Below are 14851 nucleotides of genomic sequence, written 5' to 3'. Positions count from 1 at the left end.
TACCAGGCGTTCATGCCGCCCCAGCTCGCCGCCACCTACCGCCCCGGCTCGGCCGACTCGCTGTTCCGGGTGATCCTCACCGGCCCCGCCGTCGTTGGCGCTCAGTCCTCCCAGGCGCGCTGCGTGCGGCGCATCCCTTCGAGCCGTTCGCCGGTCTCCCTGGCGTAGGCGTCCTGCAGCTCGTCCAGGTCGCGCTTGAACGTGCCCAGCGGATCCTCGACGCCGAGCGGCAGCCCGAGCAGTTCGCGGGCCTGCCGCTCGTGGTCTTCCTGAGCGGCGCGTACGGCCTCGACCACGTCGCGGCCCAGCTCTTCCGGTTCCAGCCGCATGGCCCGATGGGTGATCCGCACCTCGACGAGTTTGCTGTCGGCGTCCACCCGCGCGGACACCGTTCCGCCGCGGCTCTCGCCCGATCCGGTCACCTGACGTAGCTCCCGCGTGGCCTGTTCGAGCTCGCGCATCGTCCGTTCGCTGGCCTGTACGAGCCGGTCGAGCTCGTCGAGGCGGGGGTCACTGGAATCCATGCGTTCCACGGCATCGGCAGCAGGTTAACGAACAGCCATCGGCAGCCGTCCAATCGTCTAACTGATCATTAAGAGTGCCGTGCAAACAGGGAGGTAAGGGACGCCATCGGGAAGAATTCGTACATATGACGACGAAAGCGGTTGCGCCGGGGCAGGAGATCTACGTCACCTCCACGGCCATCGGTCACACGCGCGATCGGGTCGACGACGAGCTGAAGGCGGCGATCTCCTTCGTCAGGAGCCTCGTCGGCACGGTCGGGGTCGAGGCTCCGGGCTTCGGCGTACTCGGGGAAATGGTGCTGGGCGGCACCTACGACGGCATGTGCCGCTGGGCCGACAGCACACTGGGCCAGGCGGAGGAGACAGTGGACAGCTGGGTGGGGGCGCTCGGCATCGGGGAGCGTAACTGGCGCGCGGCCGAGAAGCAGAGCGCCGTGAGGTATCGCAAATGAGCGACTACGGGAACCTGCGCAACTACTCGCATCCCGCCTACAACACGCCCCCCACCGCGAACACCGGCTACTCGCCCTACAGGTATCCCGGCTACAACTCGCCCACCTCATACGGCGCCTACAACCCCTACAAGCCGCCCACCTTCGGGCCGCCTCCGACGATGCCGGAGCCGATCGGGCCCAAGGTGCTGGAGTCGCTGAAGAGGCTGGGCCGGATCTCGGCCTGGCTCGTCCCCGCCGTGGTCGTCGCGGGCACGGCCATCGCCAACGAGCCGGGCATGGCGCAGGCGGCCACGAACTGGAAGAACGGCATCGCGGGCCGGCTCGACGACGGGGTCAAGCAACTGCTGCCCCAGCTCGTCGCCACGTCTCGGAGCGGCTGGATCGCCCTCGACCAGCAGGAGTTCGAGCGGGTCGTGTGGATCTTCCACCGGGAGATCGGCGCGCTGCGCGGCGTGCTCGGCGACGTGGGTGGGATGGTCGACGAGGTGGCCGCCGGGTACCGCAGCTACTGGGTCAAACTGGCCACGCTGGGCGTGACCACGCTCACCTTGCTGCTGTTCGCCAAGCGACTGCAGGCGTTTCCGCACACCAGGCTGTATGGCGGTCTGCTGGAGAAGTTCGTCGCCTCCGGAACCAACGGCGCGGTGGCCGTGCTGACCTTGACGCTGGTGTCGGGTCTGCGTGGCGCGGGAGACATCATGTCCACCGTGATCAAGAAGGAGCACCAGTTCGGCTACATCAAGCCGAGCGGCGCCGCCGAGGTGAACTTCGAGCAGGCGACCATCAACGCGAAGGAGTTCCCGTCGTTCCAGGCGCCGGACAAGCCCGGCGACCTGCCCAAGGGCTATGAGAAGTTCGACTGGGTGGAGCCCGAGCAGACGACTTCTCAGTAGGGCCGGTACGGGCCGCCCTGCTCCACCGACTTGATGCCCGGGTGGTTCGCGAGCGATCCGTACCGGTCGTACGTGTACAGGACCCCGGCGATGATGTTGTCCACCGGCTCCAGGATCTGCTTGTATCCCGGCAGGCTGTTGTGGTCGAACGTGGGTGGGATGGTCTGCATCAGTCCCTGTGACGGCACGCCGTTCTTGGCGTTGATGTCCCAGTTGTTGATGGCGCTCGGGTTGCCGCCGGACTCGTGGTAGATGACGGTCCAGATCCGCTGGATGGCCTTGGGGTCGTTCGGGTCGAGGTCCTGGAGCTTGTCCAGCAGGCCTCTCTTCCGCAGCTCCGCGGCCATCTCCGGCGACTTGATGACCCGGAGGGCCTCCTTGATCCAGTTCACCACCTCGGCCTTGGGCGCGGGGGCGTTGCCGGCCGAGGAGACGCCGCCGCTGTAGGCGTAGCCGGCGCCGCCGCTCGCGCCGCCGCCGTCGCTGCCACCGGCGGCGGCCGCCGACTCCAGCGTGGTGCGCTTGTCGTCGAACGGCGTCCTGACCCACTCGACCTTGTGGTCGCCCGCCTCGAAGTCGGCCCCGTCCGGCGGGGGGACCTTGGTGAAGAAGCCGAACCCGGAATCCGCGCCGAGCTGCTTGGCCAGCGCCTTCTTGGCGTCCTCAAGGTCGCCTTCGGCCTTCTCGACCAGGCTCTCGGCCTGCGTGACGTTGCCGCTGACGATCGTCGTACGGGCGAGCGCGGCGTCGGCATCCTGGGACGTGGCCTTGGGATTCAGCTTCGCGTACTGGCTCTTGTACGTTGCCGCGCGCTCGACCGCGTCCTGGCAGAGCGTGTTCACCTTGCCGTGGGCGTCCTCCAGGGAGGTGGCCGCCTTGTCGAGAGCGTCGGCGCAGGCCGTCAGCGCTTCGTTGAGGTCGGTGCTCGCCCGCGGGTAGGCGTTCATGTACTTGGTGAAGGCGTCGGCCGAGCCGCCCTGCCACGCCTTGTCCACCTCGCCGACCGCCTTGGTCAGAGAGCTGGTCGACCTGGTGACGTGACCGGCCGCCGCCCGCCAGGCGCCGGCGGTGTTCCTGATCGCCTGCGGATTCCCGGTCACTTTCGCGAGGAGCGCGGCGAGCCGGTCACCACCGGGCAGGTCGCTGACCCCGCTCATCCGCCGGAGGCCTTCGCCGCCTTGCGCAAGTTGGTCTCCACCTGGTCGATGGCCTTCTCGACACTGTTCAGCCGGCTCTTGCCCGCCTGCAGCTCTTCCTTGAGCGCCCGCCACACCTTGTCGACGTCCGTGGCCAGGTCGCCGGAGTCCTTGAGGGCGCCGAACGTCTTCGACGAGGTCTGCCCGGTCGGTGCGGAGGACTTGGTGCCCTCGAACGCGTCGTCCAGATCGAGCATGTTCGCCACCTTGCGGGCCCGTTTTCCGCATTCTTCGAGCGCCTGGAAGTGCACGTCGACCCAGCCGCTCATCGGACCCCCAGACACCTTGCTGCGAAGTGCACGAAACATGAGCATAGTGGACAGTTATCTGAGATGTCCTTGAGGAAGGAGAAACGCTTGGGACAGGAAGGCGGCTACTCTGCGCAATGGGCAAATATCCGGCATGGGGCCGTAACCGCGAAGGAGGAGGCCGAGCACGTGCGCATGGTCCGTGACGAACTGCGTGACGTGTTCGCCGCCGAGGGCCGGCCCATGGGGGACGACCAGTACGGCGCGGAGTTCGAGAAGAGCTTCCCCCTCCGGACGAAGGGCGTCTTCAAGGCTTTCGACGACTACATCGACGAGCTGGAAGGTGTCGGCGACGGGATGCGCGTCAACGCCAAGGGGTACGAGGCCGCTGAGATCGACTCTCAGGGCTGACTCGCGTGCTGCTTGATGGGATACCGGTGCCCGAGTGGGCCCGTCCGTGGGCGGGCTGGGTGCTGGGCACCGACTGGCCCAAGGGGCGGGAAGGCGGTCTGTTCCGGCTCGCCGACGGGCTGGTGAAGGCGGCCCGCGACGTGGCCGCCGGAGCGGACCGCGACGGCGTACGGCTGGGCGCCGAGGGGTGGGACGGAGCGGCACTCCGGGCGTTCCGGAAGCGGGTGTCCAAGGACGTGGGCGGCCGCCAGGCGGCCCTGGTGCGGTCCCTGGTGGACCTGGCGTTCGCGTGCAACGAGCTGGGGGTGCAGCTCGAGTTCACCAAGCGGATGATGCGGCTGGCCGTACTGCTGCTGGTGGTGCAGCTGGCGTGGCTGATGTGGGCGCTGGCCTCGCCGGCGGGCGGGCTGGCGTTGCGGCTGATGGGGGTACGCGCCCAGGCGGCTCGATGGACGGTACGCCAGTTCGCCCGCCGGTTACTGATCAACATCGCGCTGTTCGGCGGGTTGCTCGGCGGGATGGACCTCCTGGTCCAGCTGACGCAGTCGCGCCGGGACGAGATCGACTGGCGGCAGGTGGGGTCGTCGGCGGCCACCGGAGCGTTGACCGGGGGGTTGCTGACCGGGCTGGCATGGGCGTTCCCGACGCGCTCGCTGTGGATGCTGATGGGCCAGTCGGGAGTGGCGAACGCCGGTGCCGTGCTGGGCACGGAGCTGTGGAGCGGTGACGGACCGGTCGACTGGACGCTGGTTCTGAAGGGCATGACGTCGGGTGTGGTCGGCGGTGCCGACGCGCACTGGGCGAGCTGGAGCCCGGACGGCGGCCACGCGGGACCCAGACCGCCGGACGGGCACACGCGCGCCGACGACCCGGGCCCTCGGGACGGCACCGGGCTCGATGGCCTGGACGGGAACGGTCGCACAAGACTCGCCGACGCCGGCGAGCCTGGTGTGCTGTCCGGCGGCGAGGACGCCCGGCCGCACCCGTACGAGGGGTCGAACACCACCCAGCGCAGCATCGACGAGCTGATCAACTGGTCGCGCCCGGGCGAGCCCGGACCCACCCCGCTCAGGAACCACGCGGAGTTCGGCGAGAGCGCCTCCCGCGGCGTGGTGGCGCGCGAGCCGCTGCCCGGCGCCGGCGGCGAGACCGTGAAGCTGGAGAAGGCCAGGCTGGCCGACGGCACGCACGCCGTCGAGAAGGAGTTCTCCGGGACGGACCGGCGAGACCGCGAGCATCTCAACTCGCGGCTCGGCCGCACGGTCGGCGCCGAGGTCGCCGCGACCCACATCACCGGCGAACGCCACCTGCTCATCGACTGGGTCGACGGTGAGCACGTGCCGGCCCAGCGCGGGCCGGACGGCAAGTGGCACCTGTCGCGGCTGCACAACACCCGTGAGGGGATCCTGCTCGGCCTGCTCGACGCGCTGACCGGCAACCACGACCGCTTCTCCCCGGGCCGCGCCGCGCACGACTTCCTGGCCGGCCACGACGGCATCGTCAGGGGCTACAACGGCGACAAGACCTTCACCGGGCGGCTGCCCGACACGAACAGCCCCTTCGTCCGCCACTTCTTCCGCGACAAGGGCGAGCTGCCCGACTGGGGGCCCAACCCGCTCAGCAAGAGCGACGTCGAGACGCTGCGGACCCGCATCGAGGCGCTGCGGGCGGAGTTCCGCGGCCACGCGGACTGGTACGCCGACGTCAAATACGCCTTCGAGAAGATCGCGGAGAACGCGAGCGGCACGGTGTCGGTGCTGGACGCACCCCACGGGTCCGTCATCGTGGAGCCGCGGGCGGCGGGCCCGGTGTTCGGGGAGCGGCCCCGGACGTTCGAGGGAACCACACCGCCTCGCGCGCCGGACGCCGTCCCGCCGGAGCGGTCCTCGTCGACCGGCGACCCTGGCGACCGTATGCGGGCGCGCCCGGTCCGCAGTTACGAGTTCGAACCCGACTACCGCACTCCGCTCCTGCCGGTCAACGGCGAGTCCGTCTTGGCCAAGCTCCGGGGTGTGCTGTCCAATTGCATAGACCCGCGGCAGGCGCTCAGAGCGAGCGAATGGGCCCACCTCAGGAAGAACGCGGATCCGTGGGTGGTCGAGGGCCGCAACCCGCAGCGTCCGGTGCTCGATGCCAGCGCTCGCGTGGAGGCACGCCGTTTCGCGATCCGCGGCGACGAGGTCCGGACGGTGACCGAGTTCACGGTCAAGATCAAGTACGTCGCCGAGAAGGGCATGACGTCCGAACAGGTCGCGCAACTCAAGTCCAACGCGCTCGACGGCGTGGACCGGTACTACAACCACCAGCACCGGCTCCGCGACGGCAGCCAGCTGCACGTCCGGCTGGAGTTCCAGGAAGTGCGTAACGCGCGGCCCGGCGATCTGGAGGTGGTGACCTTCCGCGCCGCCGGTGGCCGCGCCGACATGGTGACCTGGTACGCGGACAACGACGGGCACATCCACGCCCACGAGATGGGGCACCACCTCGGGCTGGCGGACGAGTACCTCGAACCCCCGGAGCGGGGCCGCCGGACGCTCACGGACCGGCACATGGAGCCGGGCGACAATCTGATGGGCGACGCGGTCCGTGTGAAAGTGGACGGCGACGTGCTGCTGGACCACGCGGGCCACGAAGTCCCGCCGGTGGCCGCGCTGCGCGACCACCACCTGGTGCACTTCGACGACCTGGTGCCCGCGTCGCAGCGGTTCGTCGAGGGGGAGGCCGGGTTCCGGCAGCCGGCCGACGAGTGGACGCGGCCCGCGTACACGCCGGAACAGCTGCGCCTGTCCGACCACCTGAGAGACCTGCTCGTCAAATTCCCGCATCAGGACGGCGACCTGATCGACCACGTGCGGGTACTGGATCGCGCCTACGCCCTGTTCGGCGATCGGCTCACCCAGCGCCATATCGACTACGTCCGCGCGCTCCTGGACACCGCCCACTCGCTCTACGGCGCCGCCCCCGATGCCGTGACGGTACGAGATCTGCGCCGCCTGTCCGGCCTGGTGACCTTCCTCGGCTGGAAGCCGGACGCGGGACCGCTCGACGGGGCCTGGGTCAGGGCGCGGAGCGAGGCGGTGCTGGGGCACGGTCATGCCGACGCGAGGACGATCGAGGGCCTGTCGAGGCTGCGCGAGTGGTTCGCCTACACCGACGGGCGGCCACACCCGGGCGAGACGGGACAGCAGGTCATGCAGAGGGCGGCCGGAGAGTTCTTTGGCGAGCCACCCAGCGAGGCCGGCGTCCGCCGCGCCGCTACCTTGTTCAGCGAGGCTGCGGAGCGCTCGCCCGTCCTGGCCGACGGATCGCCCGACTACGTCCGCGTCACCGCCGAGCTGAGGGCCAAGCAGGCGGGAGAGTGGCAGGGCCTCGCGTACGGCGGCGACCACTTCGGCGCGCTCGTGGAGCAGCTGCACGACGACCAGGGAGCCGGGCAGGCCGCCGGGCCACCCAAGGCTCCTGGGGAGTACCCGCACAGCAAGGGGCCGGCATGGGACGCGCGAAGGGTGGGCGAGGCGGTCACCGACTGGGGGGCCACGCCGCACGGGGGGAAGCCGCACACCTTCAGCCCGGCCGAGCTGGTGGCCGCGCGCAAGCGGGCCCATCCGGTGAACATGGAGGCACGTGACCCGGGGGTCGCGGCCATCGAGCGTCGCGACCTGACCGTCAAGGCACGCGACGGAGCGATACGGCCCGTCACGGAGTACACCGTCAGGTTCGCCTACCGTTCCGACACGTCGCCGCTGGGTCACCTTGGCACGCGCGTGCGGGCAGGTCTCGACCAGTTCGTCAACGGCAGGTACGTGCTGCCGGACGGCTCGATGCTGCTCGTCCGCGCGGAGTTCGAGCCGGCGGAACGCCGCGGTGTCACGATCGGACACCGCGACGAGGCACCTGGCAGCAGGCCGTTCGACTTCCCCCACGAGGCGTCACGCGTCGATCTGGCGCTCAAGGTCCTCGATCAGCTGGGCATGGACGACGTGCTCGGCCCACCGCGGACGGCCGAGGCCGCCTCGACCGAAGCGGCTCCCAAGGCGGACGCCGTAGCCGCGCGCAGGCAGGCGGCATGGGACGCGCGAAGGGTGAGCGAGGCGGTCACCGACTGGGGGGCCACGCCGCACGGGGGGAAGCCGCACACCTTCGGCGCGGCCGAGCTGGTGGCCGCGCGCAGGCAGGTCCAGCCGGTGAACATGGGGGCACGTGACCCGGGGGTCGCGGCCATCGAGCGTCGCGACCTGACCCTCAAACCGAAAGACGGAGTGGTACGACGCGTTACCGAGTACACCGTCAAGTTCGCCTACCGTTCCGACATGTCGCGGGCGGACCTGGGCTACTTCGGCAGGCGCGTGCGGGCAGGTCTCAGCCGGCTCGTCGACGGCAGGTACGTGATGCCGGACGGCTCAACGCTGCTCGTCCGGGTGGAGTTCGTGCCGACGGCACGCCGTGGTGTCACGATCGGACACCTTGACGAGGCACCTGGCGGTAGGCCGTTCGACTTCCACTACGAGGCGTCATACGTCGATCTGGCGCTCAAGGTCCTCGATCAGCTGGGCATGGACGACGTGCTCGGCCCACAGTAGACGGCCGAGGCCCAGTTCCCTAACCGCGCAAGCGGGCGTGGGGCGGTTCGGCCCGTTCTGGGTCACTGCGGTTTTGGGGGCGTCAGGCGGCTCAGCCCGTTCTGGGTCACTGCGGTTTTGGGGGCGTCAGGCGGCTCAGCCCGTTCTGGGTCACCGCGTACAGGTCGCCGGTCAGGGCGAGCGGGACGTCGCCCAGCCGGGTCTCGCCGACCTGCTCGCCGTCCGGCAGACGCCATAGCCGTACGGTGCCGTCGTCGCAGCCCACCGCCAGCACATCGCCGCCGAGGAAGCGCAGGCACCGGACCGTGCCCGGGTTGCCGCCGAGCACCACGACGTCCTCGCCCGTCTCGGTGTCCCGCACGGGTACCAGCCCGTCATAGCTGCCGGAGGCGAGCACCGCCCGGCCGCCGAGCGTGCCGAACGCCAGCGCGTACACCGGCAGCGAGTGCCCGTACACGGCCGACAGCGGCCGGCCCGTCGCCGCCTCCCAGGTCCTGACCACCCGGTCGTACCCGCTCGACGCGATCACGACCCGGTCACCGGACCGGCCGGTTGCCACACACGTGACGCCCGCCGTGTGTGCGGCCAGGCGGCGCAGCGGGCGGCCCGAGATCGCGTCCCAGGTCCTGACCGTGCCGTCCATGCCGCCGGAGACCAGCAGGTCGCCGTCGAGGGCGAGCGCGAGCACCTGGCCGGTGTGCGGGGTCGGCACCGCGACCACACCGCTCATGGGATCGTGTACGCGGACGGTGCCGCCGTCGGTGCCGCAGACCAGGCTGCCACCGTCGAAGGCCAGGCTCGTGATGCCGCCGTCTGTGGAGGCGGCGGTGAGGCCGTCTGTGGGGGCGGCGGGGATGCTGTCGCTGGGTGCGGTGGCGCCGTCGTCCGCGGATGCCACGGGCCGGAGGTCGCCGTCGGCCAGACGCCAGACCCGCAACGCGCCGTCGGGGGAGCCGGCGGCCAGGAGCGTCCCATCGGTGGCGACCGCATCCGCGACGGCGTCGGTGAGCTCCCGCAGCAGCGTGCCGTCGACCGTCCAGACCCGGACCCCGTCACCTACGGTGACCAGCCGCTCCGGCGCTGCGCCGTCCTCCGGGGTGGCCAGCCGCTCCGGCGCTGCGCCGTCCTCCGGGGTGGCCAGCCGCTCCGGCGCTGCGTCGGCCCCGATGGTCGCGAGCCCGGCGGCCCCTTCGGCCCCGGGGATCCCGATCGGCGGTTTTGGCACGGTGGCGATGCCGGCGGCCCAGTCGCCGGACCGCCATCCCGCCAGGAGCGTGCCGGTGTGCGGGTCGTGGATGGTCACCCGGCCGTCGAGTGCGCAGGACGCCAGGGCCGGGTGTCCCGACATGGTGAGGAAAGTCAGGCCGGTCACGCTCGCCTCGTGACCCTCCAAGGCGCATAGCTCCTGCCCGGTGCCGGCGTCCCAGATCCGGATGAGCCGGTCAGCGCCCGCCGACGCGACGAGCCCGGCACCGGCGGCGACCGCGTTCACCCAGCCCTCGTGGCCGGGCAGCGAGTGCAGGGTGCGGCCGTTCGACAGGTCGGTGAGCCGTACCATCCCGTCGTCGGAGCCGGTGACCAGGAGCGTGCCGTAGGCGCGCACCGCGTTGATCGCGCCTTCGTGCCGGTCCGCCAGTGAGCCCAGCGATCCCGCGGCGTCCCAGACGCGCAGCACGCCGTCGGCGCCGCCGGTGTAGATCAGCCCGCCGGCCGCGGCCACCGCCAGAACAGGGCCGTCGTGGCCCGCCTCGGCGTGGAGCTGCTGCCCGGTGCCGGTGTCCCAGACCCTGATGACCAGGTCGTCGCCGCCGGTGGCGACGATCTCCCGGCCACCCGCCGTGCCGAGCGCGATCGCCCGGGTGTGCGCGTCGGTGACGGTGGCGGCGCCCAGTTCCTCCTCGTACGGCAGGCCGTACAGGGCGAAGGTACGGCCGGGACGGGACAGCGCGTAGGCGGGCCGCCCGCCCACGGTGCCGAAGGCGGCGGCGGCCGGTGAGCCGGGATCGGGCGGTGGCAGCGTGGGGTCCGGCGCGGAGCGGTGGGCCAGCCTCGGCAGCTCGTTCGCCGTCTCCCTGACGGCACCGTCGCCAACCTGGTGCACCAGCGCATCGAGTATTCGCAGGGCCCGCTCCAGCCCCAGCTCGCCGCCGTCGTGCCAGCCGAACAGCACCGACCCGGCCAGCTGGGCAACCCCGCCGTCCGTGCCGTCTGCGGCGTCCGCGCTGTGCCTGCTTTCCGGGGTGGCTTCGGCGCCCCTGTCGGTGACCACCACGCTCACCTCGCGCAGCGTGGAGCCCGGCACCGGCGCGGGCGCCGCCGCATCGGGGAAGCCCGAAGCGCGCAGCGCGTCCAGCAGCCACGGCCACACGACTGGGTCCAGCTCGGCCGTCCAGGCCCGGACGCCGCTCACCCGCGCATGCTCCAGCCGGGCCCGCCCGTCGGCCGAGACCGTCAGGTCCACGGTGCCGGGGAAGGACGTGCCGGTCAGCCGGTAGCGCACATGTGACACGGCTGACAACCTACGGCGTGTCCAGGAACGCCGTCTGGATCAGGCGCGCGCCCGACCTCCTGTCCACGTAGAAGCCGCGGCCCGGCGGGAGCTGCTGCGGACGTACGTTGCCGAACAGCGCACCCTCGTCCTTGTTGCCCGACATGATCAGAGCCGGGCTCGCCATCTCCTTCAGCCGCTGGACGGCCGGGTCGAACATGGACCGGCTCGCGCCGCCCATCTGGCGGGAGATGATCAGGTGCAGGCCGATGTCGCGAGCCTGTGGCAGCAGTTCGGCCAGGGGCGCCAGCGGGTTGTTCGAGGTGGCGACCAGGTCGTAGTCGTCCACGATGATGTACAGGTCGGAGCCCTGCCACCAGCTGCGCTCCCTGAGCTGTTCCGGCGTGAGGTCCGCCGGGGGCAGCCGCTTGAGCAGCGCGGTGCGGGCGTCCTGGATCAGCTCGGCCGCGGCGGTGCTGGAGGCCGCGTACCCGATGCGGTGATCGGTGACCGCGGTGTCGAGCAGGGCGCGGCGGTAGTCCAGCACGATCATCATGCATTCCTTGGGCGTCTTCCTGACGACCAGGCCTTCCATGATGAGCTTCAGCACGTTCGACTTGCCGCACTCGGTGTCGCCGAACACGATGAAGTGCGGGTCGACGTCGAAGTCGAGTGCGACCGGCGCCAAGGCGGCCTCGTCGATGCCGATGGCGATCCGGTTCGGCCCGGTCAGGGCGGGCTCCGGGAGCGACGCGGCGGGCAGCATCGCCGGCAGCAGTCGCACCGGGCGGGCGGCGGGACCCTGCCAGGAGGCCCGTACGACCTCCACCAGCGAGCGCACGCCGGCGGAGAGGTCGTCGGCGCCGCGCACCCCGTCGATGCGCGGCAGCGCGGACAGGAAGTGCATGCCCTCCTTGGTCAGGCCGCGCCCCGGCACGCCTTCCGGTACGGCCAGCGCCGCCTTGCGGCTGACCTCCGACTCGTAGGCGTCACCGAGCTTGAACTCCAGCCGCGTGCCGAACAGGTCCCTGATCCCCGCCCGGAACTCCGACCACTTGTTGGTGGAGGCGATGATGTGGATGCCGTACCCGAGCCCTCTGGCGGCGAGGTCGGTGATGACCCCCTCCAGCGCCTCGTACTCCTGGCGGATGGTCAGCCAGCCGTCGATCAGCAGGAAGATGTCGCCCCAGCCGTCGCCCTCGTACTCTCCCGAGGCCACGAGCCGGCGGTAGGTGCTGATCGAGTCGATGCCGCGCGCGGCGAAGTCGCGCTCGCGCTGCGCGAGGATCGTGGCGATCTCCGCGACGGTCCTGCGTACCCGGTCCCCGTCCATGCGGGTGGCCACGCCGCCGACGTGCGGCAGGCCGTCCAGCGCGGCCAGCGCGCCACCGCCGAAGTCCAGGCAGTAGAACTGCACCTCGCGCGGCGTGTGCGTGAGCGCCATGCTGGTCACCAGCGTGCGCAGCACGTTGCTCTTGCCGCTCTGCGTGCCGCCCGCGACGCCGACGTGGCCGGCCGCTCCCGACAGGTCCAGCCAGTACGGGTCACGACGCTGCTCGAACGGCTTGTCGATGATGCCCACGACCCCGGCGAGGCGGCCCCTGCCCTCCCAGCCGGGCGTGGACAGACCGAGCTCGGGGGTGACGGTCAGCGGCGGCAGCAGGTGCGCGAGGGTCGGCGGCTCGCCGAGCGGCGGCAGCCAGATCCGGTGCGCGGCCGGGCCGTGCCCGGACAGCCGCTCCACGACGATGTCGAGCAGGCTGCTCCGCGGCCCCTTCTCCTCGTCCGTCCTGGCGACCTCCTTGGCCGGCTCCTCCACGACCGGGAGCGGCGAGTAGGCCGGGCCGTACTCGACGACCTGGCGGATCGTCCTGTCGTCGCCCTCGGGGGCCGCGAGGCGGGGGTCGGCCTGGTGAGGGCCGGACACGTACGCGGCCTTGAACCGGGTCATGCCGGTGGTGTCGAACTTGAGGAAGCCGTTGCCCGGCGCGGACGGCAGCTCGTAGGCGTCGGCCACGCCGAGCACGACGCGGCTCTCCATGGCCGAGAACGTCCGCAGGCCGATCCGGTACGACAGGTGCGTGTCCAGGCCGCGCAGCCTGCCCTCCTCCAGCCGCTGGGAGGCCAGCAGCAGGTGTACGCCGAGCGAGCGGCCGAGCCGCCCGATCATCACGAACAGCTCGATGAACTCCGGCTTGGCCGACAGCAGCTCGCTGAACTCGTCCAGCACCACGAAGAGCGTCGGCATCGGCGCCAGTTGGGCGCCCTGCTCGCGGGCCCGCTCGTAGTCGCGCAGCGAGGCGTAGTTGCCGGCCGAGCGCAGCAGCTCCTGACGGCGCACCATCTCGCCGTGCAGCGCGTCGTACATGCGGTCGACCAGCGGGAGCTCGTCCTCCAGGTTGGTGATGACCGCGGAGACGTGGGTGAGCGTGTCGAGCCCGAGGAAGGTGGCGCCACCCTTGAAGTCGACCAGGACGAAGTTCAGGATCTCCGACGAATGGGTGACGGCGAGGCCGAGCACCAGCGTGCGCAGCAGCTCGCTCTTGCCGGAGCCGGTGGCGCCGATGACCAGGCCGTGCGGGCCCATGCCGCCCTGCGCCGACTCCTTGATGTCCAGCTCGACCATCCGGCCGTCGGCGCCGAGGCCGATCGGCACCCGCAGCCGGTTCCGGCCCGCCCGCGGCCGCCAGGTCAGCGCCGGGTCCAGCCGCAGGGGGTCGCCGATGCCGAGCAGGTCGGTCAGCGTGGTGTTGACCGACAGCACGTCCTCGACCTCGCCACCGCTGGTGGCGGAGGCGCGCAGCGGCGCGAGCTGCCTGGCCAGCCCTTCCACCCGCAGGTAGTCGAGCTTGTCGGGGTTGCCGAGCCGGGTCTTGTTCTCCTTGCCGGCGTGGTCGAGCTTGATCATGTGGAAGCCGTCGGGCTGGATCTCCAGCCGGAGCGTGGCCTTCTCCTCCACCGGCCCGGTGGCCCCGGACAGGTCAATCACTGTCACGCCCTGGATGGCGTCGACGCCGAGCTGCGAGTCGTGCGGCACGTGCCCGCCGTCGACGATGAGCACGTGGTACGGCAGAGCGTCCGCGGGCGAGCCGGGCCGGAACCTGGCCCGCTCCTTGAGCTCGGCGCCCACCAGGCGGTCCAGCTCGCTCATGTTCTCGGCCATCAGGCGCACCGGCCCGGCGGCGTCGACCTCGTCGGGGTGCAGCGCGTGGGGCAGCCACTTGACCCAGTCCCAGTGGCCCATCCACTCCTGGCCGGCGCACACCATGATCCGCAGGTCGTCCGGCGAGTGGAACACCGCCATCTGGCCGATCATGGCCCGTACCAGCTCGCGCATGGCCATCGCGTCGCCACTGAGCTTGATGCGCGCGAACGAGCCCAGCGCCACGGCCACCGGCAGCTCCGACACCGTCGCGTGCGCCCGGACGAACCTGCGCAGCGCGCCGGCCGACAGCGCGTCGAGGTCCTCCACCGGCTTGGAGTCCGGCGGGATGAGCTGGATGGCCAGCTTCTGCACACCGGTGCCGAGCCGTACCGTGCTGAAGTCGTCGTCACGCGGCCGACGCTCCCACAGACGGGGGCCCATCGCGATCCACCAGAGCGCGTCGGGCTCGGGGCCGCTCCACTCCAGTGCCTCGCGCTGCTGCTTGGCCGCCCGCCTGACCTTCTTGCGCACCTGCGACAGGTAGCGGAAGTAGTCGCGGCGGGCCCCGTTGAGCTTGTGCTTGCGTTCACCCGCCTGGCGGCCCATCTGCCCCAGCGTCATGCCGACCATGGAGACCGCGAACATGCCGCTGGCCACGTACATGATCGGATTGGAGTTGCCGCCCGCGGTGAACATCAGGGCCATCGCGGCGGCGCCCGCCACCATGGGCAGATACGTGAGCACCAGCATGAAGCCCTGGCCCTGGACCTCGGGGATCTCAGGAGGCGATTCGAGCAGGATCTCCCCGCGCGGAGGTTTGGGGCTGGGACGACGTTCGGGTCGCCGGACAACGACGATGCTCACCGTGGAATGGTCCTCCGTATCGGTTGCTGACCTTCTTACCAGAAGCG

The 14851-nt window shown here is 71.0% G+C and carries 9 protein-coding genes; 4 read left to right on the top strand and 5 right to left on the bottom strand.

Annotated features, from left to right (window positions below; all coding sequences use genetic code 11):
• Positions 1-101: 101 nt before the first annotated feature.
• Positions 102-524 carry a YbaB/EbfC family nucleoid-associated protein gene (locus AB0B91_RS37175; RefSeq protein ID WP_358330010.1) on the bottom strand — a complete coding sequence of 141 codons (423 nt, stop codon included), beginning with the start codon at positions 522-524 and terminating at the stop codon, positions 102-104.
• A 125-nt stretch (positions 525-649) separates the two neighbouring features.
• On the opposite strand from AB0B91_RS37175, the gene AB0B91_RS37170 reads away from it, so the two are divergent.
• On the top strand, positions 650-976 hold the full coding sequence (locus AB0B91_RS37170; RefSeq protein WP_214633410.1) for a hypothetical protein: 327 nt from the start codon (positions 650-652) through the stop codon (positions 974-976).
• Positions 973-1872, top strand: a complete 900-nt coding sequence (locus AB0B91_RS37165) for a hypothetical protein (protein ID WP_358330006.1) — start codon at positions 973-975, stop codon at positions 1870-1872. The genes AB0B91_RS37170 and AB0B91_RS37165 overlap by 4 nt, the downstream gene beginning before the upstream one ends.
• Here the strand turns inward: AB0B91_RS37165 and AB0B91_RS37160 are convergent.
• Both AB0B91_RS37160 and AB0B91_RS37155 read right to left on the bottom strand, forming a co-directional pair.
• Positions 1866-3029 carry a WXG100 family type VII secretion target gene (locus tag AB0B91_RS37160; protein ID WP_358330003.1) on the bottom strand — a complete coding sequence of 388 codons (1164 nt, stop codon included), beginning with the start codon at positions 3027-3029 and terminating at the stop codon, positions 1866-1868. The two genes, AB0B91_RS37165 and AB0B91_RS37160, sit on opposite strands and share 7 nt — an antisense overlap.
• Complete coding sequence (locus AB0B91_RS37155; protein WP_358330000.1) at positions 3026-3337, bottom strand: hypothetical protein; 312 nt, start codon at positions 3335-3337, stop codon at positions 3026-3028. The genes AB0B91_RS37160 and AB0B91_RS37155 overlap by 4 nt, the downstream gene beginning before the upstream one ends.
• 87 nt (positions 3338-3424) lie before the next feature.
• Between AB0B91_RS37155 and AB0B91_RS37150 the strand changes: the two genes are divergently transcribed.
• Positions 3425-3727 carry a hypothetical protein gene (locus AB0B91_RS37150; RefSeq protein ID WP_358329997.1) on the top strand — a complete coding sequence of 101 codons (303 nt, stop codon included), beginning with the start codon at positions 3425-3427 and terminating at the stop codon, positions 3725-3727.
• A gap of 26 nt (positions 3728-3753) precedes the next feature.
• Entirely contained in the window at positions 3754-8307 is a 4554-nt protein-coding gene (locus tag AB0B91_RS37145; protein WP_358329994.1) for a hypothetical protein, read from the top strand.
• Positions 8308-8413: 106 nt separating this feature from the next.
• Here the strand turns inward: AB0B91_RS37145 and AB0B91_RS37140 are convergent, their stop codons facing one another.
• Together AB0B91_RS37140 and eccCa are read right to left on the bottom strand one after the other, a co-directional pair.
• Positions 8414-10816 carry a hypothetical protein gene (locus AB0B91_RS37140; protein ID WP_358329991.1) on the bottom strand — a complete coding sequence of 801 codons (2403 nt, stop codon included), beginning with the start codon at positions 10814-10816 and terminating at the stop codon, positions 8414-8416.
• A gap of 10 nt (positions 10817-10826) precedes the next feature.
• Positions 10827-14804: a type VII secretion protein EccCa gene (gene eccCa / locus AB0B91_RS37135; RefSeq protein WP_358329989.1), complete on the bottom strand. Its 3978-nt coding sequence runs from the start codon at positions 14802-14804 to the stop codon at positions 10827-10829.
• Between the last annotated feature and the right edge of the window lie 47 nt (positions 14805-14851).

The sequence above is a fragment of the Nonomuraea sp. NPDC049141 genome, assembly GCF_040648415.1.
GTDB lineage: Bacteria > Actinomycetota > Actinomycetes > Streptosporangiales > Streptosporangiaceae > Nonomuraea.
Note: the sequence above shows the minus strand (reverse complement) of the source record. Positions and strands in the feature narration are given on the sequence as shown.